Below are 26843 nucleotides of genomic sequence, written 5' to 3'. Positions count from 1 at the left end.
AGAGGTGGGTTACGCTGACGCTAACCCACCCTACATTCCGCCGTCTGTGCTATAATGCGCGCCACACAAGACGAGGGAGCACGCCATGCAACACACCATGGTTCCCAGTGATCGCGTCGAGCACGTCGCCGTCTATGGTGGCGACGGCACGAAGCTCGGCACGATCGAACGATTGATGCTCGACAAGGTCAGTGGAACGGTCGCTTACGCCGTGATCAAGACCGGCAGGTTGCTCGGGACACATCACCATTATCCCGTGCAGTGGAGAGCGTTGAAATATGATCCGGGCCGTCAGGCCTTCCAGGTCGAACTGACGCCGGAGCAATTGAGCAGCGGTCCCTGCGAAGTCGATGGCGATGAGTTCGACTGGGGCGACCGCTCGCGGCCCTACCAGCATCCGAACTACTGGTCGATCTAGCCGCGTCGAAGTCTCGCGGGCCGGTCAAACGCCGGGAACGTCACGCTGACCGGATCATTGCCGGTTGCGCATCCAGTCGGCGAGACCGGACAATGCGCGGTCGAGGTCCTGCCGCGCGATCGTGTCGACGACCGTCTCTTCCAGCGCGCCGCGCATGCAGACCATCCATGCATTGCGCTCGGCATCGCCGATGGCAAAGCCGATGTGCCGCTGGCGCAGCCGCGGATGGCCCTTCTCGACGGAGTAAAGCCGCGGGCCGCCGGTCCACTCGGTGAGATAGCGCTTCAGCACGTTCCTGATCAGGCCGAGGTCGTCCGCATGCATCGCGCGGATGATCTGCGCCTCCGGCAGCGTGTCCATGCGGTCGTAGAAGCGGTCGACAAGGGCGTCGATCGTGGCACTGCCGCCGATCCGCTCGAACATGGTGGTGACGTCGGTGGAGTGCATGATCTGTCCAAAAAACTCGCTGTGACGCTTTGATATAGTGTTGCCGGAGGTCGTGCAAAATCCCCGCTGTCGTCCCGGACAAGCGCGCCTCAAGCGCGCGCAGATCCGGGACCCATAACCACAGGGAGGAGTTTGGCGAAGGCTCGCTGTTCGGTACTTCTACCGATCGCAACTGATAGATCGCGCGGTATGGGTCCCGGATCTTCGCTTCGCTCGTCCGGGACGACGGCCGAGGCTGGTCAATTACCTACAGCGCCACGCTGCGCAGGCCGAAGCTGCGGGCTTCGTTCTGCAGCACGGGCCGCACCGCATCGATCAGCCGTGCGGCGGCCGCGTCCACGCTGAGACCTGCCGTGTCCACCACCGCCGTCGCGCGCGAATACAGCGGCTCGCGGCTGAGCAGGATGTTGCGCAGCTCCGCCATCGCGGAGCGGTCGTCGGCCATCGGGCGTAGGTCGCCCTGGCGACGGACGCGGGCCATGTGCTCCTCGGGCTCGGCCTTCAGCCAGATCGTGTAGAACGAGGTCAGGATCTGGTCGAAGGTCAAAGGCTCGGAGACGATGCCGCCGCCGGTCGCCAGCACCATCAGCTCGTTGCGCGCGAGCAGCTGCTGAAGCGCCGCCTGCTCCATGCGGCGAAAGCCTTCCTGGCCGTACAGCGCGATGATCTCGGCGACCGAGAGCCCGTTCTGCTGCTCGACCTCCTTGTTGAGCTCGACAAAACTCCAGCCGACCTTCTTCGCCAGCATCCGACCGAGCGTCGACTTGCCGGCGCCGCGCAGGCCGATCAGCGCGATGCCGCAGAACGGCGCGCGCCGCGGCGCCGAGGCGCTGCCGCCGGCGAGCAGATCTTTTGCCTGCGCGATCTGGGCAGGCGTGGCCTTGCGCAGCAGGTCGCGAAACATCTGCCAGTCCGGTCTCGGATCGGCGGAGGGAAGCAGATCTTCGAGATGCGCGCCCATCGCGTCGGAGACACGGCGCAAGAGCACGATGGAGACATTGCCCTTGCCGCTTTCGAGCTGCGCGATGTAGCGCTCCGAGATTCCTGATACCTTGGCGAGCACCTTGCGCGACATGCCGCGCAGCGCGCGCATGGTGCGCACGCGCTGGCCGAGCTGTTCGAGAAATCGGGATTCTGCGTCGGGACTGTCGGTCATGAGCCTTCTTTAAGGGATGTCTCTTTGAAGGGTGTCCTGCGGCGCATTTTAATGAAACATAATGCCTGCTAGCATTGACAGCAAGCCGCCGCGGTGTCTTTCTATGAATTATAATTCTAAATTCGGGGGAGAAGTCCGTGAGCGAGGGATCCTATAACGCGGTGACCTGGCTGCTCGACCGCAACGTCGAGGAGGGCCGGGGCAACAAGCTGGCCTTCGACGACACCGTCTCGCGGCTCACCTATGGCGAGCTTCAGCGCGAGAGCCGACGCGCCGCCAACATGCTGCGCCGGCTCGGCGTCCGCCGCGAGGAGCGCGTCGCGATGATCATGCTGGACACCGTCGATTTCCCGGTGGTGTTCCTGGGCGCGATCCGCGCCGGCATCGTGCCGGTGCCGCTCAACACGCTGCTGACCGCTGACCAGTACGCCTACATCCTCGCCGACTGCCGTGCGCGCGTGCTGTTCGTCTCTGAGGCGCTCTACCCTGTCATCAAGGACGTCGTCGGCCGCATGCCCGATCTCGAGCATGTCGTTGTGTCCGGCGCCAAGCAGAACGGCCACAAGCAGCTCGCCGAGGAGCTCGCGGGCGAGAGTGATCAGTTCACCACCGCCGCGACGCATCCGGATGAGCCGGCGTTCTGGCTCTATTCGTCCGGCTCGACCGGCATGCCCAAGGGCGTGCGCCATATCCATTCCAATTTGCAGGCGACCGCCGACACCTACGCCAAACAGGTGCTCGGCATCCGCGAGAGCGATGTGTGTCTCTCCGCCGCCAAGCTGTTCTTCGCCTATGGGCTCGGCAACGCGCTGACCTTCCCGATGTCGGTCGGCGCCAGCGTGATCCTCAACAGCGAACGGCCGACGCCGGCGCGGATGTTCGACCTGATGAACCGCTACAAGCCGTCGATCTTCTACGGCGTGCCGACCTTGTTCGCGGCGATGCTCAACGACGAGACCATGAAGGCCGAGCGTGGCGGCGGCGCCTTGCGCATCTGCACCTCGGCCGGCGAGGCGCTGCCGGAATCCGTTGGCACCAGCTGGAAGGCGCGCTTCGGCGTCGACATCCTCGACGGCGTCGGCTCGACCGAGCTCTTGCACATCTTCCTGTCGAACGCGCCCGGCGATATCAAATACGGCTCCTCCGGCAAGCCGGTGCCGGGCTATGCGGTGCGGCTCGTCAATGAGGCCGGGCAAGATGTTGCCGACGGCGAGGTCGGTGAGCTCCTGGTCGACGCACCCTCCGCCGGCGAAGGCTACTGGAATCAGCGCCACAAGAGCCGCCGCACTTTTGAGGGACCGTGGACCCGCACCGGCGACAAATATGTCCGCGACGCGGACGGCCGCTACACCTTCTGCGGCCGCGCCGACGACATGTTCAAGGTCTCCGGCATCTGGGTCTCGCCGTTCGAGGTCGAGAGCGCGCTGATCACGCATCCCGCCGTGCTGGAGGCCGCCGTCGTGCCCGAGGCCGATCCGGAAGGGCTGTTGAAGCCAAAAGCCTTCGTCGTGCTGCGGCCGGGCGCGACGACGAGCGATCTTCAGGAAATGCTGAAGGAGCACGTCAAGCAGAAGATCGGCCCGTGGAAATATCCGCGCTGGATCGACGTGGTGGAATCCTTGCCGAAGACGGCGACAGGCAAGATCCAGCGGTTCAAGTTGCGGGATGGGGCGAATTAGCCACAGCCGTCATGGCCGGGCTTGTCCCGGCCATCCACGCGTCGCCGCGTACGAGGAAAGACGTGGATGCCCGGGTCAAGCCCGGGCATGACGACGGAGAGAGAAGAGCGCGAAATGACCAACCTCACCCCCACCGGCTTCCTCAGCGTCGACGGCGCCAGCCTCGAATACAAATGGCTCGCGCCTGAGGCCGCGGACGCGCCGACCATCGTCATGCTGCACGAAGGGCTCGGCTCGGTCGGGCTCTGGGGCGATTTTCCCGAGAAGCTGCAGCAAGCCACCGGTGCCGGCATCTTCGCCTATTCGCGCGCCGGCTACGGCCAGTCGAGCCCGGTGAAATTGCCGCGGCCGCTGGACTACATGCAGCGCGAGGCGCTGGACGTGCTGCCGAAGCTGCTCGATGCGATCGGCTTCAAGCGCGGCCTGCTGCTCGGCCATTCCGACGGCGCCTCGATCGCAACGATCTATGCCGGCGCGCATCAGGACCACCGCCTGAGCGGCCTCGTGCTGATCGCGCCGCATTTCATCGTCGAGGACATCTCGGTGGAATCGATTGCCGCGATCAAGACCAGCTTCGAGACCACGGACCTGAAGGCCAAGCTGGCGCGCTGGCACAAGGACGTCGACAACGCCTTCTACGGCTGGAACGGCGCCTGGCTCGATCCGAAATTCCGCGACTGGGACATCTCGGAATACCTGGCCTATATCCGCGTACCCATCATGGTCCTGCAAGGTGCTGGCGACCAATATGGGACATTGCGTCAGGTCGAAATTGCGCAGGAAGAGTGTTACTGTCCGATAGATTTTAAAGTCATTTCAGACGCGGGCCATTCCCCGCATCGTGAAGCGCCGGGGGCGACGCTTGACGCGATTGAGCAATTTGCAAAAGCGGCCCTGCGCGACGATCAGGGACTCGGGGTACGCGCCGCATGATTATGCGGAGGCACATCCATGAATGTGCCTTCACATGCGACCGGCCAATTGCCCTGGCCGCAATGGGCCTATGTGCCGGGCGAGACCGGCGCCGTCGAGGCCGATGACGAAACGCTTCGCTTGGCCAAGGCGCTGGTGCCATCGGCCTTTCGCGGCTATGTGCCGGCGCGTCATCCGGCGTTGCGCTACGGGCTCGCGCTCAACGACCGCGGCTATTTCTGGGAATCGCAGGAGGTGCTGGAGGCGGTGTGGGCCGCCGCGCCGCAAGGCGGCCGCGAGCGCATCCTGCTGCGTGCCTGCATCCACATCGCCAATGCCAATCTGCGTTTGCGCATGCAGAAGGCGCATTCGGCCGCGCGCCTGTTCGGTGACGCACTGACCGAGCTGCGCGGGTTGAGCGCGCGCAAGGTCGCCAGCGGCGGCGACGGCTTCGTCGAGAGCTTTCCGGTCGCGGCCCTGGTGGCGCTGCTCCAGGCCAAGATCGGCCGCCCGCAGCTCGCGAAGGCCGACTGGATCGCGCTTGGCGCGATTGTGCGGTCCTGGCCGGCTGCATGAAACAAAGTGCATGCGCTGGCGGTTGAGGGCTAGACGCACCCAAAAAGATGCACTATTGTGCATCTAACGGTAAACCAAAACGAGCTCAAGGGTGGCCCATGGCCGGGGAAGATCGGCGCCTCGCAGGCGGCGCGACATTCATCGATTTCCAGACCGAACCGTCCCGCTACCGGCACTGGAAGCTCGCGGTCGAGGGTGACGTCGCGACGCTGACCATGGACGTTGACGAGAATGGCGGCCTGTTCGAGGGCTATCTGCTCAAGCTCAACTCCTACGATCTCGGCGTGGACATCGAGCTGGCGGATGCGGTCCAGCGGCTGCGCTTCGAGCACCCCGAGGTGAAGGTCGTGGTGATGCGCTCGGCCAAGAACCGGGTGTTCTGCGCCGGCGCCAACATCCGCATGCTCGCGGCCTCCACCCATGCCCACAAGGTGAACTTCTGCAAGTTCACCAACGAGACCCGCAACGGCATGGAGGATTCGTCCGAGAATTCCGGCCAGCGCTTCATCACCGTGGTGAACGGCTCGGCCGCCGGCGGCGGTTATGAGCTGGCGCTTGCGACCGACCACATCATCCTCGCCGACGATGGCGCTTCCTCGGTGGCGCTGCCCGAAGTGCCGCTGCTCGCGGTGCTGCCGGGCACCGGTGGCCTCACCCGCGTGGTCGACAAGCGCAAGGTGCGCCGCGACCATGCTGACTTTTTCTGCACCATCGAGGAGGGCGTGAAGGGCAAGCGCGCCGTGCAATGGCGCCTCGTCGACGAGATCGCGCCGAACTCGAAGCTCGAAGGCAAGATCGCCGAGCGTGCCAGGGAGTTCGTTGCGGCCTCGAAGCGCAAGGGCAGCGGCAAGGGCATCGCGCTGACACAGCTCAAGCGCGCGATCGACGCGACCAGCATCCGCTACGGCTTCGTCACCGTCGATATCGACCGCACGGCCCGCATCGCCACCATCTCCATCAAGGCGCCGGAGGCCGCAGCACCCGCCGATATCGACGGCATGATGGCGCTAGGCGCGTCGTTCTGGCCGCTCCAGGTCGCGCGTGAGCTCGACGACGCCATCCTGCACTTGCGCATCAACGAGCTCGAGATCGCCATGCTGGTGTTCAAGAGCCATGGCGACCGCGCTCATGTGCTCGCGCACGACGCCTTCCTCGAAGCCAACAAGGCGCACTGGCTGGTCAACGAAATCCGCCACTATTGGAAGCGCGTGCTCAAGCGCATCGACGTCACCTCGCGCACGCTGGTGACGCTGGTCGAGCCCGGCTCCTGCTTTGCCGGCACCTTGGCCGAACTCGTCTTCGCCGCCGATCGCTCCTACATGCTGATCGGCACGCGCCAGGGCGACAACCGTCCGCCGCCGTCGATCGAGCTCTCCGCCATGAATTTCGGCCCGTATCCGATGAGCCACGGCCTGACGCGGCTGGAGTCGCGCTTCCAGGCCGATCCGTCGGATGTGGAGCGCGCCGAAGCCACGATGGGCACCGCGCTCGATGCCGAGCAGGCCGAGGAGCTCGGCCTCGTCACCTTCGCGCTCGACGACATCGACTGGGACGACGAGGTCCGCGTGTTCCTGGAGGAGCGCGCCAGCTTCTCGCCGGACAGCCTCACCGGCATGGAAGCCAGCCTGCGCTTCGTCGGCCCGGAGACGATGGAATCGAAAATCTTCTCGCGCCTGACCGCGTGGCAGAACTGGATCTTCCAGCGCCCGAACGCCGTCGGCGAGGAAGGCGCGCTGCGCCGCTACGGCAGCGGGCAGAAGCCGAAATTCGATATGACGCGGGTGTAACGACTTTCGTGTCCCGGGCGCGCTGCGGCACGAAGTGACGCTGCGCAGAACCGGGACCCAGACGGACGAGACAATGGGTCCCGGCTCAGCAGCGCACCGCTTCGCGTTGCGCAGCGTCCGGGACAAGAAACAAGGAGCACGGCCATGAACATCATGAACGTCGACTACTCGACCAAGATTCCGAACAACGTCAATCTCGCCGAAGATCGCCAAGTGCTCAAAGCGCTCGAGGGCTGGCATCCCGGCTACATGGACTGGTGGAGCGACATGGGGCCGGAAGGTTTCCAGGAGTCGCTGGTGTATTTGCGCACCGCCTATTCGGTCGATCCGCGCGGCTGGGCCAAGTTCGACTACGTCCGCATGCCCGACTATCGCTGGGGCATTCTGCTTGCCCCGCAGGAAGAGAACCGCGTCGTGCCGTTCGGCGAGCATTATGGCGAGCCGGCCTGGCAGGAAGTCCCGGGCGAGCATCGCGCCATGCTGCGCCGTCTGATCGTGATCCAGGGCGACACCGAGCCGGCCTCGGTCGAGCAGCAGCGTCATCTCGGCAAGACCGCGCCCTCGCTCTACGACATGCGCAACCTGTTCCAGGTCAATGTCGAGGAAGGCCGCCACCTCTGGGCGATGGTCTATCTGCTGCAGAAATATTTCGGCCGCGACGGCCGTGAGGAAGCAGATGATTTGCTGCGCCGCCGCTCCGGCGATGCTGATGCCCCGCGCATGCTGGGCGCCTTCAACGAGGCGACGCCGGACTGGCTGTCCTTCTTCATGTTCACCTATTTCACCGACCGCGACGGCAAGATGCAGCTGCACAGCCTCGCGCAGTCCGGCTTCGATCCGCTGTCGCGCACCTGCCGCTTCATGCTCACGGAAGAAGCGCACCACATGTTCGTCGGCGAGACCGGCATCACCCGCGTCGTGCAGCGCACCTGCGATGCGATGCGCGAAGCCGGCATCACCGACCCGACCGACATAGCAAAGGTCCGCGCGCTTGGCGTGATCGACCTGCCGACCATCCAGAAGAAGCTGAACCTGCACTACACGCTGTCGCTTGATCTGTTCGGCTCGGAGGTCTCGACCAACGCGGCCAACGCCTTCAATGCCGGCATCAAGGGCCGCTATCACGAGACCCAGATCGAGGACGATCACCAGCTCAAGAACGCCACCTATCCGGTGCTGAAGTTCATCAACGGCGAGATCAAGCTGGTCGACGAGCCGGCGCTGACCGCGCTCAACATGCGCCTGCGCGACGATTACAGCCAGGACTGCGTCAAGGGCATGCTGCGCTGGAACAAGGTGATCTCGACCGCGGGCTACGACTTCAAGCTGACCCTGCCCAACGTCGCCTTCCACCGCCACATCGGCGAGTTCAAGGACGTGCGAGCGACGCCCGACGGTCTGTTGATCGACGACGCCACCTGGGCCAAGCGCAAGGACGAGTGGCTGCCCTCGACCGCCGACGGCGACTTCATCACCTCCCTGATGCAGCCCGTCACCGAGAGCGGCAAGTTCGCCTCGTGGATTTCGCCGCCGAAGGTCGGCATCGACAACAAGCCCGGCGATTTCGAATACGTGAAGATCGAGTCGTAGGCGCGGCCTCATCCTCAACTGTCATCCCGGACAAGCACACGCCCGGCAACGCATAGCGTTGCCGGGCGTTTGTGCAGATCCGGGACCCATAACCACAGGGCGAGGTCCTAGCGCGAGCAGGCAACCACGAGTCTGCGCCAAACTCCTCCCTGTGGTTATGGATCCCGGATCTGCTCTCGCTTTGCTCGCTTGTCCGGGACGACACTAAATATGGGGTGAGGGCGTCGCATCTATCAGCTAGCGCACTCGCTCGCTTGGTCCCCCCGGTTCTGCTACCCCGCGATCTCCAGCCCGGCATTCGCATACACCACGCCGCCATCGACGGCGATGGTGTTGCCGACCACGTAGTCACCCGCACGCGAGGCGAGATAGATCGCCAGCCCCGCCATGTCCTCGTCGGTCCCGATCCGACGCGCCGGAATGCGCTTTGCGACTTCTTCCGAATGGTCGCGCGCGGCCCGGTTCATGTCGGATTTGAACGCGCCCGGCGCGATCGCGGTGACGTTGATGTTGTCCTTGATCAATTTCGTCGCCATGCGCCGGGTCAGGTGGATCACGGCGGCCTTGCTGGCGGCGTAGGAATAGGTCTCGCTCGGATTGACGAAGATGCCGTCGACAGAGGCGATGTTGATCACCTTGGCCGGACGTTCCGGACTTGCAGCCGCGCGCAGTGGCTTGGCCAGCGCCTTGGTCAGGAAGAACAGCGACTTGACGTTGAGGTCCATCACCTTGTCCCAGCCGCTTTCGGGGAATTCGTCGAACTCCGCGCCCCAGGCAGCACCCGCATTGTTGACGAGGATGTCGAGCTTCGGCTCCAGCTTGATGATTTCGCCGGCGAGCCTGTCGCAGCCTTCGACAGTCGAGATGTCGATCGGTAGCGCGATGCACTCGCCGTCATATTGCGCGGTGAGCTCCTTGGCGGTGGCCTCGCACGGCCCCGCCTTGCGCGCGGTGATGTAGACCTTCGCAGCGCCGGCGCTGAGATATCCCGCCGCGATCATCTTGCCGATGCCGCGCGAGCCGCCGGTCACCAGCGCGACGCGGCCTTTGAGCGAGAACAGATCGTTGAACATGGTGCCTCCCTGGGTTGGCAATGTTTTGGGCGGGGAGGGAAGGGGAGTCAAGGAAGGCCGCGCGTGGAGGAGATGGGAGTGTGGCGCGACGGCGGTCCAACCTACTCGGTGTCGTCCCGGACAAGCGTAAGCGCAGATCCGGGATCCATAACCACAGGGAGATGTTTGGCGAAGATTGGTTGTTCGGTACGTCTACCAACCGCAATCGATGGATCACGCGGTATGGGTCCCGGATCGGCGCGCGCTTTGGGCGCGCTTGTCCGGGACGACAGCGGAGATTGCAGCGGCTACGCCGCCGCGATCCGGCGGAAACCGTTCCACATCGCGGTCGCGGCGCCCGAGGTCAGCACCGGCAGGATTCGCGCGTCCTGGTAGTTGCCGTTGAGCGAGACGCGCGGCAGCGCCGTCATGTGGGCGGCATTGTCGGCGAACAGCATGCCGGGCCGCGTCGTTACCGCGGTCTTGAAGCCCGCCGTTGCAGCAAGGCGGAATTCGCGCATCCCCGCGGCCTCGCGGTCGCCATAGGGATAGGCGAGATGCAGCACGGGCCGCTGCAGCGCCTGCTCGATCCGTGCGCGGCTGGTGGCGATCTCCTGCGCGGCGACGTCTTCGGCCAGCTTGGCGAGGTTGCAATGGCTGACGCTATGCGCGCCGATCGTGACCAGCGGATCGGCGGCAAAGCTCTTCACCTCGGCCCAGGACAGGCAGAGGCTGCGGCACAGCGCTTCCATGTCGACGTCGTATGTCGTGCAGAGCGCCTCGATCTCTCGCGCCAGATCGTGCTCGCCCGGTAGCGCGCGCAGCCAGTCGTGCAGGCGGTCGAACGTTGCCTGCTTGGCCGCGGGGGTCGTCGCATCGAGCCGCAGCGCGGAATGGCCTACTCTGACGTCGACTTGCTCGGTCTTGGCGATCACGGCCTCCAGCGCCGCCCACCACAGCCGTCCAGTGCCCTCGGCAAAATCGCTCGCGACATAGACCGCCAGAGGCGCGTCAAATTCGCGCAGCACGGGCAGCGCATAGTCCAGATTATCGCGATAGCCGTCATCGAGGGTGAAGGCGGCGAAGCGGCGGTCGAACCGGCCCTGCACCAGCCGCTCATGCAGCTCGTCCACGCTGACGATGTCGATGTCGCGCGAGCGCAGATGGCACAGCGTCGCGCGCAGGAATTCGGGGGTGACTTCGAGATGCCGGTTCGGCTGGAACGCGGCCTCGCGGGCCGGTCGCACGTGGTGCAGCATGAAAATGGCGCCGACGCCCGACAAAAGCGGGCGCAGCAGGTGGTGCGCCCCGCTGAAATAGAGTGCTCCCAGCCCGGCGCGGATGACGTTGTTACGCAGTTGTTTCATGACCCGCTGGCGGACTCTGGCATTCCGCTTTCAACTTACGGAAGAACCCTTGAAGAAAAAGTTATTCCGATTGTCCGGGTGGGGCCTTCGCAAGGGCACCATTTCCGGTTTGACAGCCTGCCAAGGGTTTGTTTTGTCTCCGGTTCCAGAGTTCGGGTCGTCGAATGAAGAAGCTTTTTACGTGGGCCAGCAAATGGTGGCCGGGGCTGATCCCCTTGGCCGTCATGTGGGGATTTGCGGCCTGGAATAATACCTTACCGGTCGAAGCCGACCTGTCGGCGCGCAGCTCGGCTGCGCTGAAAGATACCGTTCTGGACAAGACCCGGATCGCGGTCGATGGCCGCGATGTCAGCCTGGCCGCGGACGCCTTCTCCGAGGAGGGGCGGCGGGATGCCGTGATGGCGGTCGAGACCGTCCCCGGCGTCCGCCTGGTCGACGACCGGACCCGCCTTGTTCCCGAGGCCAAGCCCTTCGTCTGGAACGCCGAGCGCGACGTGGTGCGGGTGACGCTGTCAGGCTCCGCGCCCTTGCCGTCGATGAAGGGCCGGCTGACCGAGGCGGCCCGCAAGGAGGTCGGCGGCGTCGAAGTGGCCGACCAGATGGGGCTGGCGCGCGGTGCGCCGCCGCGGTTCGAGGCCGCAGCGACGCTGTTGCTGGACCAGATCGGCAAGCTGAAGGACGGCAAGATCACGATCACGGACACCAAGGTCAATCTGTCGGGCATGGCGCGCGATCTCGGTGGCCGCGAGGCGATCGTGGCCGCGCTGAAGAACCTGCCCGAGGGCTTTTCGATTGCCGCCAACGACGTCAAGGCGCCGCCCTATATCTTCCAGGCCTACAAGGATCCGGTCGCCGCGACCGTGACGCTGACCGGCTATGTTCCCGACAACACCATCCACGCGGCGATCGCCACCAGCGCCGCGCGAAAATTCTTCACCGAAAAGGTCGTCGACAATCTCAAGGCCAGCATCGGTGCGCCCGGCTCCTTCAACACCGCGGTGATCGCAGCCCTCGGCGCACTGTCGCGACTGTCGACCGGCACGCTCGTCGTCTCCGACCGCGAGGTGAAGCTGTCGGGCGATGCGCTCTACGAGGGCGCGGCCAACGACATCCGCGCAGGCCTCGGCAAGGACTTCCCGAAAAACTGGCAGTACAAGCCGGAGATCACCGTGAAACCGGCGGCAGGCCCGGTCGACGGCACCGTGTGCCAGCAATTGTTCTCCGAGCTCCTGGCCAAGGGCAAGATCCGCTTCGCAGCCAAGCGGGCCGACATCGATCCGGATTCCGCCGCCATCCTCGATCATCTGATCGAGACGGCGCTGCGCTGCCCGACCACCAATGTCGAGGTGGCCGGGCATACCGATGCCGACGGCGAGGACGGCTTCAACCGGGCTCTCTCCGAGAAGCGCGCACAGGCGGTGATCGACTATCTGGTCAAGGCCGGCCTGCCCGCCAGCCGCTTCACCGCGGTCGGCCATGGCAGCACGCAGCCGCTCGCCGGCAACGACACCGACGAAGGCAAGGCGCAGAACCGCCGTATCGAATTCCTGGTGAGGTGACGATGCCCTATCTCGTCTCGTTCCATCTGGGCTGGCTGATCGGCTCGCTGCTGCTGGGCTTTTGCATGGGCTGGATCTCGGTGGTCCAGCGCGGCAACGGCACCTCGAAGGTGACGGCGCGCTGGCTCGCCGCGCTTGCTGCCGCCCTGGTCGCGGCCTCGTTCGCACGCGTCGTCCCCGGCCGCTTCGGCTACTGGCTCGACCTCGGCCTGATCATGTTCGCCTGCTACCTGGTCGGCTGCACCATCGGCGCCTGGCTGCGCGACCGCGTGGTCTCGCGCAGCATGCGGACCGGCTGAAGCTCCGCCGCCAGGCCCCTTTCTGTTCGGACACGTCGTCGAGAGAGACGTCAAACGCTGCGCTTGACAATAATACGTACGTACGTATTATTCCTCCATGCCCAAACCCTCACTCAAAGACGCCATCCTCGACGCCGGTCTCAAGGTCATGTTCCGGACCGGCTATCACGGCACCAGCGTGCGCGATGTCACCACTGCGGCAGGCGCCCCGCAGGGGTCCTTCACCAATCATTTTCGCTCCAAGGAAGCGTTCGCCTCGGAGGTGCTCGATCGCTATTTCGAGATCACGAAGGGATTGGTCGCGGAGGCTCTTGAAGACGCCTCGCTGACCCCGCGGGCGCGGCTCAAACGCTATCTCGACATCATCACCGGACGGCTCGAAGCCGACGGCTACGGACGCGGCTGCCTGATCGGCGATCTCAGCCTGGAAGCGGCCGGCAGCAGCGAGATGCTGCGCACCCGCCTTGCCGAAATCTTTGCCGAATGGCGCATGCCCTTCGCTGCCTGCATCAGCGAGGCGCAGAGAAGCGGCGAGATCGATCCCGAATTCGAGCCCGAGGAGCTTGCCGATTTCCTGCTCGCGTCCTGGCAGGGCGCGATCCTGCGCATGAAGGTCGACCGCACGTCCAAGCCGCTCGAGCGTTTCAAGTCCATCGCATTCAAGACCGTCTTCAAGGAGCCGACATGAGCCAGCAAGCCGAGATCCAGATCCGCAGCGCCTCCGTGCTGGGAAGCACGATGGCGTATCGCGACACAGGTGCGCAGGATGCGCCGGTCGCGCTCTTCCTTCACGGTAATCCAACGTCGTCGCATATCTGGCGAAACATCCTGCCGCTGGTGGCGCCTGTGGCGCGCTGCATCGCGCCCGATCTCATCGGTTTCGGCAGGTCCGGCAAGCCCGACATCGCCTACCTCTTCTTCGACCACGTCCGCTATCTCGACGCGTTGATCGAGGAACTCGGCATCAGCTCAGCCTATCTCGTTGCGCAGGATTGGGGCACGGCGCTCGCATTTCATCTCGCGGCGCGCCGGCCGGCCTTCGTGCGCGGCCTCGCCTTCATGGAGTTCATCCGGCCGATGCCGACCTGGCAGGATTTCCATCAGGCCGAAACTGCGCGCCAGACTTTCCGCAAGTTCAGGACGCAAGGCGACGGAGAGGCCATGATCCTGGAGGCGAACGCCTTCGTCGAACGCGTGCTGCCGGGCGGTATCATGCGCACCTTGAGCGACGACGAGATGGCGCCTTATCGCGCGCCCTTTCCGACCCCGGACAGCCGCCGTCCCGTGCTTGCCTTGCCTCGGGAATTGCCGATCGCCGGCGAGCCCGCCGACGTCTATGAAGCGCTTCGATCGGCTCATGCGTCGCTCAAGGCGTCCGCATATCCGAAGCTGCTGTTCGCAGGCGAGCCGGGCGCCATCGTCGCCCCCGAATTTGCCGAGACGTTCGCTGCCTCGCTGAAGCACTGCGCGCTTGTCCCCCTCGGGCCCGGCCTGCACTATCTCCAGGAAGACCACCCCGACGCGATCGGTCGTTCCGTTGCCGGCTGGATCGCCGGCATTGAAGCGGTGCGTCCCCAGCTTGCGGCCTGAAGGAGGACGAGATGTCCGACGTAACCATCATCTATTGCCGGCCGTGCGGCTACGAGAAGCGTGCCAAAGAGGCGGCCGTGGCGCTGCGCCGGCAGCTAGGGCTGGAATCCGATCTCGTCCTCGGCAAGGGTGGCGTCTTCCAGGTCAAGCTCGGTGACCGGATCGTCGCCAGCCGCAGCAAAGGACATTTTCCTGACGGCGACGAAATCGTCGCTGCCGTCACCGCCGCGCGGGACTGAGCCGGGGAGGGTCTTCGCGATGTCGATTGTCTGGGCCGACGATCTCGCCGGGATCGACTGGGATGAGCTATCCGAACTCTATCGCATCGCGCCGCTCGGCAACAAGGCGCCGGCCGATCTCGCGCTGGTGTTCGGCAACAGCATGTTTCGCGCCTTCGCCAATGAGGATGGTCGCATCGTGGGGGCGGGACGCGTCCTGGCCGACGGCCGCGACTGCGCCTATCTCTGTGACATCGCGGTGCACCCGGACCGCCAGGGGCGAGGTCTCGGCCGCGACATTATCGAGCGTTTGCTTGTGCGTTGCCGCGGCCATCGCAAGGTCATCCTCTACGCCGTCCCGGGCAAGGAAGGATTTTACGAACGCCTGGGCTTCAGGCGGATGACCACGGCCATGGCGATCTTCGAAGACCAGGCCGGAGCCTATGGTCGCGGCTATTTGACCGCGCCTTGAGGCCGCGTCCGGGGCCCGCGACCTTCCGGCGCATCGGACACCCCGTGAACGACGCCGGGATTGCCCCCTCTTTCAACGGGCCGGCGCGGTCCATAGATTGACGCGGTCCATAGATTGACGTCGGCTTAAGGCGTGCAGGAACATTGTGCGGCCGAAATCATCAAAACTTCATGGCGCCTGCGCAGGATCGCCATGGAGATTCGCCTCAAGTCCTGCCGCCGAAGGCGCCAAACCGTGCATCAGGAGCCCGCAACCCTGCCTAAAATATTGAATGCACGTGTTTTTGTTCGAATTGGCGAATTCCACTCCGCCCCAAAACGCGCTAGTGGAGGGCAGGGGGGCATGCGCGATACCGGAGCCGGCGGCGAGGGTTCGTTGAGTGCCTGTGCGTCGTCCGCCTGTTCGCCGGCCACCCTGGCCGCTGAAGCGTTGTTCGAGGTCTAGATGCTGGAAGCCATACGCAGGGCGATGTCGTTTCTGCGCCAGAAGCAAGTCCTGCATAAGCTTGGCGTTGTGATCAGCGTCGCGGTCATCGGCATCGCTTGCTATGTGCTCTACCACATGCTGCGAGGCATCGATTTCAACGAAGTCCTCGAAGCGATCAAGAGCACCGAGCCGACCCAGATCGCGATGGCGGCGCTGTTCGTCACCGCGGGCTATTTCACCCTGACCTTCTACGACCTGTTCGCCGTGCGCGCGATCGGCCATGCCCATGTGCCCTATCGCATCAACGCGCTCGCGGCCTTCACCAGCTATTCGATCGGCCACAATGTCGGGGCATCCGTCTTCACCGGCGGTGCGGTGCGCTATCGCATCTATTCGGCCTACGGGCTGAACGCGATCGACGTCGCGAAGATCTGCTTCCTCGCCGGCCTGACCTTCTGGCTCGGCAATGCCGCCGTGCTCGGCCTCGGCATCTCCTATCATCCGGAGGCAGCCGCCTCGATCGACCAGCTGCCGCCCTGGCTGAACCGGGCGCTGGCACTGATGATCATCGTCGGGCTGGTCGGCTATGTGGTCTGGGTCTGGACCCAGCCGCGCGTGGTCGGCCGCGGGCCCTGGACCGTGGTGCTGCCGGGCGGCCCGCTGACGCTGCTGCAGATCGCGATCGGCATCGTCGATCTCGGTTTCTGCGCGCTCGCGATGTATGTGCTGGTCCCGGACGAGCCCAATCTCGGCTTCGTGGTGGTCGCGGTGATCTTCGTCTCGGCCACCCTGCTCGGCTTCGCCAGCCACTCGCCCGGCGGGCTCGGGGTGTTCGACGCCGCCATGCTGGTCGGTCTCTGGCAGATGGATCGCGAGGAACTTCTGGGCGGCATGCTGCTGTTCCGCGTCCTCTATTATCTGTCGCCCTTCGTCATATCTGTAATCTTGCTGACGTTTCGCGAAGTTATCATCGGCGCACGATCGAAGCGCTTGCAGCAGGCGGCGCTCAAGCTCGACCCCGGCCCGGCGCGTGAAGCCGCTTATGTGAGAGAGCGCAGCGACAGCGGTGCCTGACGGCGCCAAGCCTTATTTGGACAGGCCTTCAGACAAGCCCCAGGAGAAGTCCGCCCCGATGGCGATCGACGCCCCATCTTCTCCCTCCGCGCAGCCCTGGTCCGACCGGCTGCGGCATTCGACCGTGATCCTGATCGCCGCGGCGCTGGCGCTGTCCGTCGTCGTCTCGCTCGGCGAATTGTCGGCGCTGCACGCCGCCATCGTGTTCCTCTGTATCGCGGCGGCCGCGCTGATCCCGTGGCGGCTGCACGATCCCGCCGCGTCGCGCGACGACGTCAGGCGCATCAACCCGGTCGAGAGCGCGGCGGTGGCCGCCGTCGTCGCCGGCATGCCGGATCCGGCGGTGCTGCTCGACCGCGCCGGCCGCGTCATCCACCTCAACGCCGCCGCCGCCCAGCTCGCGCCGGCGCTGCGCCGGAACGAGCTCGCCCAGTTCGCGCTGCGCTCGCCGGAGATCATCACGGCGCTGCGCGAATCGATCGCGACCACCGAGCCGCGGCGCGCGACCTATCTCGACCACGTCCCGGTCGATCGCTGGATGGAGCTCATGATCACGCCGGTGCCGGTGCCGACCAGCTTCGGCGGCGCCGACAAATGCATGCTGATGACCTTCCACGACCAGACGCCGCTGCGCCGGGTCGAGGAGATGCGCGCCGACTTCGTCGCCAATGCCAGCCACGAGCTGCGCACGCCGCTGGCCGCGCTGTCGGGCTTCATCGACACGCTGCAGGGCCAGGCCAAGGACGATCCCAAGGCGCGCGAGCGCTTCCTCGGCATCATGCACAACCAGGCCACCCGCATGGCGCGCCTGATCGACGATCTGTTGTCGCTGTCGCGGGTCGAGCTGTCGGCCCATGTCCGGCCCGACACCCTGGTCGATTTGCTGCCGATCATCCGCCAGGTCGCCGACGGGCTCGAGCCGCTGGCGCGCGAGCGCCAGGTCGAGGTCGAGATCCATCTGCCGGATAGTCCGGTGATGATCGCGGGCGACCGCGAGGAGTTGCTCCGCCTGTTCGAGAATTTGATCGAGAACGCGCTCAAATACGGTGCCTCCGGCGGACGCGTCATCGTGTCGCTGACCTCAGCCGCGGCCACTGATGGAACTCAGGAAATCCGGATCATGGTCCGCGATTTCGGCCCCGGCATCGCGCCCGAGCACCTGCCGCGGCTGACCGAGCGGTTCTACCGGGTCGACGTCGGCGACAGCCGCTCGCAGGGCGGCACCGGGCTCGGATTATCGCTGGTGAAACATATTCTTAACCGCCATCGCGGCCGGCTTTTGATCGAAAGTGTGCCCCGGCAGGGCGCCACTTTCACCGCCTGTTTTCCCCAGGCCAAGACTTTAGTTTAGATCTAGAACTCAAGCGATTTCAGTCGCTTGAGGGCGTCATCCGACTGTCACGAAACCTTCGTAAAAGCACAGCCGACCGCTCCTAAAGGGGCGGCGCGGGGAGCGCGATCGGGCGCTGATGGCGCTTCGCTCCCCTGTATGGAGACCAGCATGAATTTCCTCAAGACGATCGTCGCTGCCGGCTTGGTCGCCGCATCGGCGACAGCGGCCTTTGCTGCCGACATCACCGGCGCCGGCGCGACGTTCCCGTTCCCGATCTATTCCAAATGGGCTGACGCCTACAAGAAAGAGACCGGCAACGGTCTGAACTACCAGTCGATCGGTTCCGGCGGCGGCATCAAGCAGATCCAGGCCAAGACCGTGACCTTCGGCGCCAGCGACGCGCCGCTCAAGGCCGAGCAGCTCGAGAAGGACGGCCTCGTCCAGTGGCCGATGGTGATGGGCGCCATCGTCCCCGTCGTCAACCTCGAGGGCGTGAAGCCCGGCGAGATGGTGTTCGACGGCGAGACGCTCGCCAGCATCTATCTCGGCAAGATCACCAAGTGGGACGACGCCGCGATCAAGAAGCTCAATCCGAACGTGAAGCTGCCCTCGGAAGCCATCACCGTGGTCCGCCGCTCGGACGGTTCGGGCACCACCTTCAACTTCACCAACTATCTCGCCAAGGCCAGCGCGGACTGGAAGAGCAAGGTCGGTGAGGGCACCGCGGTCGAGTGGCCGGTCGGCGTCGGCGCCAAGGGCAACGAAGGCGTGTCGGGCAACATCAGCCAGACCAAGAACTCGATCGGCTACGTCGAGTACGCCTATGCCAAGCAGAACAAGCTGACCTACACCGGTCTCGTCAACAAGGCCGGCAAGCCGGTGCAGCCGACCGTCGAAGCCTTCCAGGCGGCCGCTTCCAACGCCGACTGGGCCAAGGCGCCCGGCTACTACGTCATCCTGACCGACCAGCCCGGCGAGAAGTCCTGGCCGATCACGGCGGCGACCTTCATCCTCATGCACAAGGATGCCACCGACAAGGCGGCCTCGCAGGAAGCCATCAAGTTCTTCCGCTGGGCCTTCAAGAGCGGCGGCAAGGCGGCTGAAGAGCTCGACTACATCCCGATGCCCGAAGGCGTCGTGACCCTGATCGAGAAGACCTGGGCTGCCGAGATCAAGAGCTAAGTAAGGCTCTCGCGTCCCGGACGCGGTGCGGCCCTGGCGATGCGAAGCATCGTCCAGCGTGCCGCTCCGCGAGGGCCGGAACCCGCAAGACTTCCGCTCCGGACCGGCGCGCGCCGCGTCCGGAGCGCGACACCGACAAAAAGACTGACAACAAGCGTATATTATCGGGCACAGGGGATCGGCGTGGCAGAAATGGCCGTTCAGAGCGATGTAATCGACGACGCCGGACCGTACGACCGCGCCAAGGCCTTGAGCGCGTTCAAGCTCGGCGACGTCACCTTCTACTGGATCACGCGGCTGTCCGCGATCTCGGTGCTCCTCATTCTCGGTGGCATCATCGTCTCGCTGATCGTCGGCGCGTTCCCGGCGATGAAGGAATACGGCTTCTCCTTCCTGTGGACGCAGCGCTGGGCGCCGTCGGCCGATCCGCCCGTGCTCGGCGCGCTCGGGCCGATGTACGGCACGCTCGTCACCTCCTTCATCGCAATGCTGATCGCCATTCCCGTCGGTCTGGGCATTGCGATCTTCCTCACCGAGCTCTGCCCGCAATGGCTGCGCCGCCCGATCGGCATGGCGATCGAGCTGCTCGCCGGCATTCCCTCGATCATCTACGGCATGTGGGGCTTCTTCGTGCTGGGCCCGTTCCTGGCCAACACCTTCCAGCCCTTCATGATCAGGATATTCGACGGCGTGCCCGTGCTGGGCGCGATCTTCGCCGGTCCGCCGTCCTATCTCAGCACGTTCAACGCCGCGCTGATCCTCGCCATCATGGTGCTGCCCTTCATCACCTCGATCTCGGTCGACGTGTTCAAGACGGTGCCGCCGGTGCTGAAGGAGGCCGCCTACGGCGTCGGCTGCACCACCTGGGAAGTCGTCCGCAGCGTGGTGATCCCCTACACCCGCGTCGGCATCATCGGCGGCGTCATGCTGGCGCTGGGCCGCGCCCTCGGCGAGACCATGGCGGTGACCTTCATCATCGGCAATTCGTTCCGCATCTCCTCATCGATCTTCGCGCCGGGCACCACGATCTCGGCGGCGATCGCATCCGAATTCGCCGAGAGCGACGGCCTGCACCAGTCCGGCCTGATCCTGCTCGGCCTCTTGCTGTTCGTGCTGACGTTCTTCGTGCTGGCCGCAGCGCGGCTGATGCTGATGCGGCTGGACAAGAAGGCGGGGAAGTAACGTCATGGCGCTCAATCCGATCTATTCGCGTCGTCGCCGCAAGGACATCGTCATCCGCGGGCTCTGCTTCGCCGCGGCCGCCTTCGGCGTCACCTGGCTCGCGCTGATCCTGATCACGCTGCTCTTCAACGGCCTGGCCGGCCTCGATCTTGAGATCTTCGTCGCGGATACGCCGCCGCCGGGTTCGACCGAAGGCGGCCTGCGCAACGCGATCGTCGGTTCGATCATCATGACGTTGATCGGCGTCGGCATCGGCGCGCCGCTCGGCCTGTTCGCCGGCACCTACCTTGCCGAATACGGCCGCAACGACCGGCTGACCTCGGTGATCCGCTTCATCAACGACATCCTGCTCTCGGCGCCCTCGATCATCATCGGCCTGTTCATCTATGGCGCGGTGGTGGTGCCGATGCGTGGCTTCTCCGCGATCGCGGGCGCGCTCGCGCTCGCCGTCATCGTGATCCCGGTCGTGCTGCGCACCACCGAGGACATGCTGCTGCTGGTGCCGAATCCCCTGCGCGAGGCGGCCTCGGCGCTCGGCCTGCCGCGCTCGCTGGTGATCAAGCGTATCGCCTATCGTGCGGCCCGGTCGGGCCTCATCACCGGCGTGCTGCTCGCCACCGCCCGCGTCGCCGGCGAGACCGCGCCGCTGCTCTTCACCGCGCTGTCGAACCAGTTCTTCAGCCTCGGCCTGAACAAGACGATGGCCAATTTGCCGGTCACCATCAACAACTTCGTCCAGAGCCCCTACGCCTATTGGAAGCAGCTCGCCTGGAGCGGCGCGCTGCTGATCACGCTCACCGTGCTTGCCCTGAACATTGGCGCGCGCATCCTCGGCGCCGAGAGGACTGCAAAATGACCGACCTGTCCGTTTCCATGAGTTCCAACGCTCATCTGGCCTCGCAGCCGCTGCCGGAAGCCCCGGCCAAGGTGACGGTGCGCAATCTCAACTTCTATTACGGCGAGCACCACGCGCTGAAGAACATCAACCTGACGCTGGGTGCCAACCGCGTCACAGCGTTCATCGGCCCGTCGGGCTGCGGCAAGTCGACCCTGCTGCGCATCTTCAACCGGATGTACGACCTCTATCCGGGCCAGCGCGCCACCGGCCAGCTCATGCTGGACCAGACCAACATCCTCGACCCCAGGCTCGACCTCAATCTGCTGCGCGCCCGGGTCGGCATGGTGTTCCAGAAGCCGACGCCGTTCCCGATGACGATCTACGAGAACATCGCCTTCGGCATCCGCCTCTACGAGAAGATCTCGAAGTCCGAGATGGACGACCGCGTCGAGAAGGCGCTGCGCGGCGGCGCGCTGTGGAACGAGGTCAAGGACAAGCTCAACGCCTCCGGCCTGTCGCTCTCCGGCGGCCAGCAGCAGCGCCTGTGCATCGCCCGCACCGTCGCGGTGCGGCCCGAGGTGATTCTGTTCGACGAGCCCTGCTCGGCGCTCGATCCGATCTCGACCGCCAAGGTCGAGGAGCTGATCCAGGAGCTGTCCGAGAACTACACGATCGCGATCGTCACGCACAACATGCAGCAGGCGGCGCGCGTCTCCGACAAGACCGCCTTCATGTATCTCGGCGAGCTGATCGAGTTCGACGACACCAGCAAGATCTTCACGTCGCCGAGCGACCGGCGCACGCAGGATTACATTACCGGCCGGTTCGGCTGAGGAGACGCGACATGGGTACTGAACATACCGCAAAAGCTTTCGACACCGACCTCCAGGAGCTCACCCGCCTGGTCGCCGAGATGGGCGGCATCGCCGAGCGCATGATCGTCGATTCCGTCGGCGCGCTGATCCGCCGCGACGTCGCGCTCGGCCAGCGCGTCGTCGCCATCGACGCCGAGCTCGACGCGCTGCAGAAGCGCATCGAGGAACGCGCCGTGCTCACCATCGCCCGCCGCCAGCCGATGGCGGTGGATTTGCGCGAGATCGTCGGCGCCATGCGCGTTGCGACCGACCTCGAGCGCATCGGCGACCTCGCCAAGAACATGGGCAAGCGCGTCGCCGCGCTGGAGACCGACTTCCATCCGCTGAAACTGTTCCGCGGCCTGGAGCACATGACCGACCTCGTGCAGCAGCAGGTCAAGTCGGTGCTGGACGCCTATGCCGCACATGATCTGCCGGCGGCGATGGCGGTGTGGAAGGGCGACGAGGAAGTCGACGCGATCTGCACCTCGCTGTTCCGCGAGCTCCTCACCTACATGATGGAGGATCCGCGCAACATCTCGTTCTGCATCCATCTGATGTTCTGCGCCAAGAACATCGAGCGGATCGGCGACCACGCCACCAACATCGCCGAGACCGTGTTCTACATGATCGAAGGCCAGGCGATCACCGACAAGCGGCCGAAGGGCGACATGACCACCTTCGCCACGACGGTCCCGAATACCTGAAGACTCAAGGAGCGACGACCCGATGGGCGCACGCATTATGGTGGTTGAGGACGAGGAAGCTCTCACCGAGCTGCTTCGCTACAACCTCGAAGGCGACGGCTATGACGTCGAGACGGTCATGCGCGGCGACGACGCCGACACCCGCCTCAAGGAGCACATCCCGGACCTGATCGTGCTCGACTGGATGCTGCCGGGCCTGTCGGGCATCGAGCTGTGCCGGCGCCTGCGGACCCGGCCCGACACCAAGCAGCTGCCGATCATCATGCTCACCGCGCGCGGCGAGGAGAGCGAGCGGGTGCGGGGACTTGCGACCGGCGCCGACGACTACATCGTCAAGCCGTTCTCGGTGCCGGAGCTCTTGGCGCGCGTGAAGGGCCTGCTTCGCCGCGCCAGTCCTGAGCGACTCGCGACAGTGCTGGCCTATGGCGACATCGAGCTCGACCGCGACAAGCGTCGCGTGGCGCGCTCGGGCCGGCCGATCGATCTCGGTCCGACCGAATATCGCCTGCTGGAGTTCTTCCTGGAGCATCCGGGCCGCGTGTTCTCGCGCGAGCAGCTGCTCGACAGCGTCTGGGGCCGCGACATCTACATCGACGAGCGCACCGTCGACGTCCATATCGGCCGCCTGCGCAAGCTGCTCAATCTCGGCCGCGAGCAGGACCCGATCCGCACCGTCCGCGGCGCCGGCTACGCGCTCGACGATCGCTTCGCGAAGGCGGAGCAGACGTAAGGTTTGCAGGCGTTGGGGTTTGGTGGGCTGCCGCCACATTCTCCGGTGTCGTCCCTGCGAAAGCATGGACCCATAACCACAGGCAGTGGTTTGGCGAAGACTCGGAGTGACCATCTCGCGCAACAACAGCGCCCTATGGTTATGGATCCCCGCGTTCGCGGGGATGACACCGAGTTGGTTGAGGCGCCGTCGTGTGACGGCTGCCGTCTTTGCGATCAGCTAAATCCACTCACCGCGGACCCGGCTTTGCCGGGGCACGCCGGCGATCCGCCGCCGGCTGATACGCGACGCGCGAGTGCTGGGCGCAGTAGGGCAGGCCGGACAGCGCCCTGCCGCCGCAGAAGAAGAAATCGGGGCTGGAGGGATCGCCGACCGGCCAATGGCAGGTGGCCTCGTTCAGCTCGAGCAGCGACAGCCGCTGGCTCATCGGCACCACGTTGTCGTAGGTGACCGGTTCGGCCTCCACCTCGACCTCGAAGGCCTGCGCCAGCGCGGTGTTGCCGCGCGCAATGGGGCGGGTCACCCGCATCATGTGCTGCGCGGGACGCGCCTTGCGCGGCCGGGGCGCTGCCGATGAAGGGCTCTTGGCACGGCCGGACAGACCGAGCCTGTGCACTTTGCCGATCACGGCATTGCGGGTCACATTGCCGAGTTCAGCTGCGATCTGGCTGGCCGAAAGTCCGGCCTCCCAGAGCTTTTTCAGCTGCTCGACGCGATCGTCGGACCAGGTCAAAACCGTCATTGCACCCTTTCCCTCGCTACGCGCCGCCATCCTGGGGCCTCGCAGCGATTGCCTAAGCCTTCAAAAACCCGTGCCGTCAGAATCCCTTAAGGCTCGCCGGGCGCGTGACTGACGCCCGAACGTTTACGCCGGTACAAGAGGACTCTTGGGATCAGAACCGCTGCACGAGATGTCGTATCTGACAATCCAAACGCTACAATATGGCGTGACTCCCGCGCAAGAGTCCGCCGACTCGCTTCCACATGTTCCGTGGTGAAAACCCGCAAAATCGGCACCGCAAGACTACGGATTCAGCGTTTCCCGAGGCTTTCCGGGCGGCATTGACACCCGTCTTGCCAGGCATAAGATAGTCGCGCGTGCCGCCCTTAAAAGGCGGCACGTTTCGTTTTCCGGGCCGGTCGATGGTGCGTTGCGCAATGCACGCGTCACACCGTCCGCAACATTCAAGTGACATCATGACTAACAGCGCAGCGCCGCATTTGCTCCCCGTTTTCGCCAGAGCCGACCTCGGCTTCGAGCGCGGCGAAGGCTGCTGGCTGATCGCGACCAATGGCGATCGCTATCTCGATTTCACCTCGGGCGTGGCTGTGAATGCGCTCGGCCATTGCCACCCGCATCTGATCAAGGCGCTGCAGGAGCAGGCGACGAAGCTCTGGCACATGTCGAACCTGTTCCAGAGCCCGGATGGCGAGAAGCTCGCCAACCGGCTCTGCAACGAGAGCTTTGCCGACTTCGTGTTCTTCTGCAATTCGGGCGCCGAAGCGCTGGAGGGTGTGATCAAGCTGGTCCGCCATCATCACTTCTCCAAGGGACATCCGGAACGTTATCGCATCATCACCTTCGAAGGCGCCTTTCACGGCCGTACGCTGGCGACGCTCGCCGCGACCGGATCTGCAAAATATCTCGAAGGCTTTGGCCCGCCCATGGATGGCTTCGACCAGGTGCCGCATGGCGATATCGAGGCCGTCAAGAAGGCGATCGGCCCGCACACCGCGGGCATCCTGATCGAGCCGATCCAGGGCGAGGGCGGCGTGCGTTCGGCAACGCCGACCTTCCTCAAGGCGTTGCGCCAGCTCTGCGACGAGAAGGGCCTGCTGCTCGCCTTCGACGAGGTGCAGACCGGCATGGGCCGCAGTGGTGATCTGTTCGCGTATCGGCGCACCGGCGTCACGCCGGACGTGATGTCGCTGGCGAAGGCGCTTGGCGGCGGCTTCCCGATCGGCGCGGTGCTGGCGACCGCGGATGCGGCCGCCGGCATGGGGCCCGGCTCGCACGGCTCGACCTTCGGCGGCAATCCGCTGGCGATCTCCGCGGCCAACGCGGTGCTCGACGTCATGCTCAAGCCCGGCTTCTTCGACCACGTGCAGAGAATGTCGCTGCTGCTGAAGCAGAAGCTTGCCTCCGTGATCGACCGTCATCCCGATGTCGTCAGCGAAGTGCGCGGCGAAGGCCTCCTGATCGGCATCAAGGCCGTGGTGCCCTCCGGCGATCTGGTCGCGGCCCTGCGTCACGAAAAGCTGCTCACTGTCGGGGCCGGCGACAATGTCGTGCGTTTCCTGCCGCCGCTGATCGTGACCGAAGCCGAGATCGAGGACAGCGTCGGGCGGCTCGAGCGCGCCTGCGCCGCAATCTCGTCCAGCCAGACCAAGCGGGCGGCAAGCTGATGAGCAAGTCCCCCAATAAAACTCCAAAGCACTTCCTCGATATCAACGAGCTGCCGCTGTCGGAGCTCAAGCGCATGCTTGCAGCTTCGTCCGCGATGAAGGCGAAGCAGAAGGCGCAGCAGCCGGTCAGGCCGCTCGAAGGCAAGACGCTGGCGATGATCTTCGAGCGCCCGTCGACCCGGACACGCGTGTCGTTCGACGTCGCGATGCGTCAGCTCGGCGGCGAGCCCATCATGCTCACCGGTGCCGAGATGCAGCTCGGCCGCGGCGAGACCATCGCCGACACCGCGCGCGTGCTGTCGCGCTATGTCGACGCCATCATGATCCGCATCCTCAACCACGATGCGCTGCTGGAGCTCGCGGCCAACGCCACCGTGCCGGTCATCAACGGCCTGACGCGGCGCTCGCATCCCTGCCAGGTGATGGCCGACCTCATGACCTATGAGGAGCATCGCGGCCCGATCGAGGGCAAGACGGTGGCCTGGACCGGCGACGACAACAACGTGCTGGCGTCCTGGGCTCACGCCGCCGAGCGCTTCAAGTTCCAGCTCAATGTCGCAACGCCGCCGGAGCTCGCGCCGAAAAAGGCGATGCGCGACTTCATCAAGGCGACCGGCGCGCCGATCATGCTCGGCACCGATCCGGAAGCCGCCGTGCGCGGCGCCGACTGCGTCGTCACCGACACCTGGGTGTCGATGGGCGACAAGGAAGGCGAGCACCGCCACAACGTGCTCAAGCCCTATCAGGTCAACGGCAAGCTGATGTCGCTGGCCAAGCCCGACGCGCTGTTCATGCACTGCCTGCCCGCCCATCGCGGCGAGGAGGTCACGGATGAAGTGATCGACGGTCCGCAATCGGTCGTGTTCGACGAGGCCGAAAACCGCCTGCATGCGCAGAAGGGCATTCTGGCCTGGTGTTTTGACGCGGTGAAGTAGCTTCGCTGGAGGCCCGGCGATCACCTCACATACGGTGTCGTCCCGGACAAGCGC

General features: G+C 65.1%; 27 protein-coding genes. 22 read left to right on the top strand and 5 right to left on the bottom strand.

Annotated features, from left to right (window positions below; all coding sequences use genetic code 11):
• Positions 1-85 precede the first annotated feature (85 nt).
• Positions 86-418 (top strand): PRC-barrel domain-containing protein, encoded by a 333-nt coding sequence (locus XH81_RS09200; protein WP_271596108.1) that lies wholly within the window; start codon positions 86-88, stop codon positions 416-418.
• 54 nt (positions 419-472) lie between these two features.
• Here XH81_RS09200 and XH81_RS09195 read toward each other — a convergent pair whose 3' ends face one another.
• Positions 473-865 carry a group II truncated hemoglobin gene (locus XH81_RS09195; RefSeq protein WP_212475240.1) on the bottom strand — a complete coding sequence of 131 codons (393 nt, stop codon included), beginning with the start codon at positions 863-865 and terminating at the stop codon, positions 473-475.
• Between the two features lie 247 nt (positions 866-1112).
• The gene (locus XH81_RS09190) at positions 1113-2021 is read right to left on the bottom strand and encodes a helix-turn-helix transcriptional regulator (RefSeq protein ID WP_271596107.1); all 909 of its coding nucleotides are present in this window, start codon (positions 2019-2021) and stop codon (positions 1113-1115) included.
• 137 nt (positions 2022-2158) lie between these two features.
• On the opposite strand from XH81_RS09190, the gene XH81_RS09185 reads away from it, so the two are divergent.
• The 5 genes from XH81_RS09185 (at position 2159) to boxB (ending at position 8565) form a co-directional block, all read left to right on the top strand.
• Complete coding sequence (locus XH81_RS09185; RefSeq protein ID WP_095425031.1) at positions 2159-3700, top strand: benzoate-CoA ligase family protein; 1542 nt, start codon at positions 2159-2161, stop codon at positions 3698-3700.
• A gap of 114 nt (positions 3701-3814) precedes the next feature.
• Entirely contained in the window at positions 3815-4633 is an 819-nt protein-coding gene (locus tag XH81_RS09180; RefSeq protein WP_028139768.1) for an alpha/beta fold hydrolase, read from the top strand.
• Between the two features lie 18 nt (positions 4634-4651).
• A complete protein-coding gene (locus XH81_RS09175) occupies positions 4652-5188 on the top strand; it encodes a DUF309 domain-containing protein (protein ID WP_271596106.1) in 537 nt (178 codons plus the stop codon).
• A 98-nt stretch (positions 5189-5286) separates the two neighbouring features.
• The gene (gene boxC / locus XH81_RS09170; protein WP_271596105.1) at positions 5287-6975 is read left to right on the top strand and encodes a 2,3-epoxybenzoyl-CoA dihydrolase; all 1689 of its coding nucleotides are present in this window, start codon (positions 5287-5289) and stop codon (positions 6973-6975) included.
• A 153-nt stretch (positions 6976-7128) separates the two neighbouring features.
• A complete protein-coding gene (gene boxB / locus XH81_RS09165; protein ID WP_038946901.1) occupies positions 7129-8565 on the top strand; it encodes a benzoyl-CoA 2,3-epoxidase subunit BoxB in 1437 nt (478 codons plus the stop codon).
• Positions 8566-8837: 272 nt separating this feature from the next.
• Here the strand turns inward: boxB and XH81_RS09160 are convergent, their stop codons facing one another.
• Both XH81_RS09160 and XH81_RS09155 read right to left on the bottom strand, forming a co-directional pair.
• Positions 8838-9638 carry an SDR family oxidoreductase gene (locus XH81_RS09160; RefSeq protein ID WP_038946902.1) on the bottom strand — a complete coding sequence of 267 codons (801 nt, stop codon included), beginning with the start codon at positions 9636-9638 and terminating at the stop codon, positions 8838-8840.
• A gap of 287 nt (positions 9639-9925) precedes the next feature.
• Positions 9926-10984 (bottom strand): polysaccharide deacetylase family protein, encoded by a 1059-nt coding sequence (locus XH81_RS09155; protein WP_271596104.1) that lies wholly within the window; start codon positions 10982-10984, stop codon positions 9926-9928.
• Between the two features lie 164 nt (positions 10985-11148).
• Here XH81_RS09155 and XH81_RS09150 point away from each other — a divergent pair, with 164 nt between their 5' ends.
• The 14 genes from XH81_RS09150 (at position 11149) to phoB (ending at position 23448) form a co-directional block, all read left to right on the top strand.
• Complete coding sequence (locus XH81_RS09150) at positions 11149-12543, top strand: OmpA family protein (protein WP_028139774.1); 1395 nt, start codon at positions 11149-11151, stop codon at positions 12541-12543.
• Positions 12544-12545: 2 nt separating this feature from the next.
• Positions 12546-12842, top strand: a complete 297-nt coding sequence (locus XH81_RS09145; protein ID WP_028139775.1) for a hypothetical protein — start codon at positions 12546-12548, stop codon at positions 12840-12842.
• Between the two features lie 97 nt (positions 12843-12939).
• The gene (locus XH81_RS09140; protein ID WP_038946903.1) at positions 12940-13530 is read left to right on the top strand and encodes a TetR/AcrR family transcriptional regulator; all 591 of its coding nucleotides are present in this window, start codon (positions 12940-12942) and stop codon (positions 13528-13530) included.
• A complete protein-coding gene (locus XH81_RS09135) occupies positions 13527-14432 on the top strand; it encodes a haloalkane dehalogenase (RefSeq protein ID WP_028139777.1) in 906 nt (301 codons plus the stop codon). The genes XH81_RS09140 and XH81_RS09135 overlap by 4 nt, the downstream gene beginning before the upstream one ends.
• 11 nt (positions 14433-14443) lie before the next feature.
• Complete coding sequence (locus tag XH81_RS09130) at positions 14444-14671, top strand: Rdx family protein (protein ID WP_028139778.1); 228 nt, start codon at positions 14444-14446, stop codon at positions 14669-14671.
• A gap of 19 nt (positions 14672-14690) precedes the next feature.
• Positions 14691-15122, top strand: coding sequence for a GNAT family N-acetyltransferase (locus tag XH81_RS09125; protein WP_028139779.1), 432 nt, complete (start codon positions 14691-14693; stop codon positions 15120-15122).
• Between the two features lie 444 nt (positions 15123-15566).
• Entirely contained in the window at positions 15567-16622 is a 1056-nt protein-coding gene (locus XH81_RS09120) for a lysylphosphatidylglycerol synthase domain-containing protein (RefSeq protein ID WP_028139780.1), read from the top strand.
• Between the two features lie 58 nt (positions 16623-16680).
• Complete coding sequence (locus XH81_RS09115; protein ID WP_028139781.1) at positions 16681-17973, top strand: ATP-binding protein; 1293 nt, start codon at positions 16681-16683, stop codon at positions 17971-17973.
• Between the two features lie 150 nt (positions 17974-18123).
• Positions 18124-19137, top strand: a complete 1014-nt coding sequence (gene pstS / locus XH81_RS09110) for a phosphate ABC transporter substrate-binding protein PstS (RefSeq protein ID WP_028139782.1) — start codon at positions 18124-18126, stop codon at positions 19135-19137.
• A gap of 192 nt (positions 19138-19329) precedes the next feature.
• On the top strand, positions 19330-20319 hold the full coding sequence (gene pstC / locus XH81_RS09105) for a phosphate ABC transporter permease subunit PstC (RefSeq protein WP_026201750.1): 990 nt from the start codon (positions 19330-19332) through the stop codon (positions 20317-20319).
• A gap of 4 nt (positions 20320-20323) precedes the next feature.
• Positions 20324-21175, top strand: a complete 852-nt coding sequence (gene pstA / locus XH81_RS09100) for a phosphate ABC transporter permease PstA (protein WP_271596103.1) — start codon at positions 20324-20326, stop codon at positions 21173-21175.
• Complete coding sequence (gene pstB / locus XH81_RS09095) at positions 21172-21990, top strand: phosphate ABC transporter ATP-binding protein PstB (protein ID WP_028139784.1); 819 nt, start codon at positions 21172-21174, stop codon at positions 21988-21990. The genes pstA and pstB overlap by 4 nt, the downstream gene beginning before the upstream one ends.
• An 11-nt stretch (positions 21991-22001) precedes the next feature.
• On the top strand, positions 22002-22718 hold the full coding sequence (gene phoU, locus XH81_RS09090; protein WP_028139785.1) for a phosphate signaling complex protein PhoU: 717 nt from the start codon (positions 22002-22004) through the stop codon (positions 22716-22718).
• Between the two features lie 22 nt (positions 22719-22740).
• Positions 22741-23448 (top strand): phosphate regulon transcriptional regulator PhoB, encoded by a 708-nt coding sequence (gene phoB, locus XH81_RS09085; protein ID WP_018316913.1) that lies wholly within the window; start codon positions 22741-22743, stop codon positions 23446-23448.
• A 229-nt stretch (positions 23449-23677) separates the two neighbouring features.
• On the opposite strand, the gene XH81_RS09080 is transcribed toward phoB, so the two are convergent.
• Positions 23678-24190: a GcrA family cell cycle regulator gene (locus XH81_RS09080; protein WP_028139786.1), complete on the bottom strand. Its 513-nt coding sequence runs from the start codon at positions 24188-24190 to the stop codon at positions 23678-23680.
• Between the two features lie 455 nt (positions 24191-24645).
• Between XH81_RS09080 and XH81_RS09075 the strand changes: the two genes are divergently transcribed.
• Entirely contained in the window at positions 24646-25854 is a 1209-nt protein-coding gene (locus tag XH81_RS09075; RefSeq protein ID WP_028139787.1) for an aspartate aminotransferase family protein, read from the top strand.
• Positions 25854-26789, top strand: a complete 936-nt coding sequence (argF, locus tag XH81_RS09070; RefSeq protein WP_028139788.1) for an ornithine carbamoyltransferase — start codon at positions 25854-25856, stop codon at positions 26787-26789. Before XH81_RS09075 ends, argF begins: the two co-directional genes overlap by 1 nt.
• The last annotated feature ends 54 nt before the right edge of the window (positions 26790-26843 follow it).

The sequence above is a fragment of the Bradyrhizobium sp. CCBAU 25360 genome (assembly GCF_028128695.1).
GTDB classification, from domain to species: Bacteria; Pseudomonadota; Alphaproteobacteria; order Rhizobiales; family Xanthobacteraceae; genus Bradyrhizobium; species Bradyrhizobium ottawaense.
This window is presented reverse-complemented; position numbering and strand designations above follow the sequence as displayed.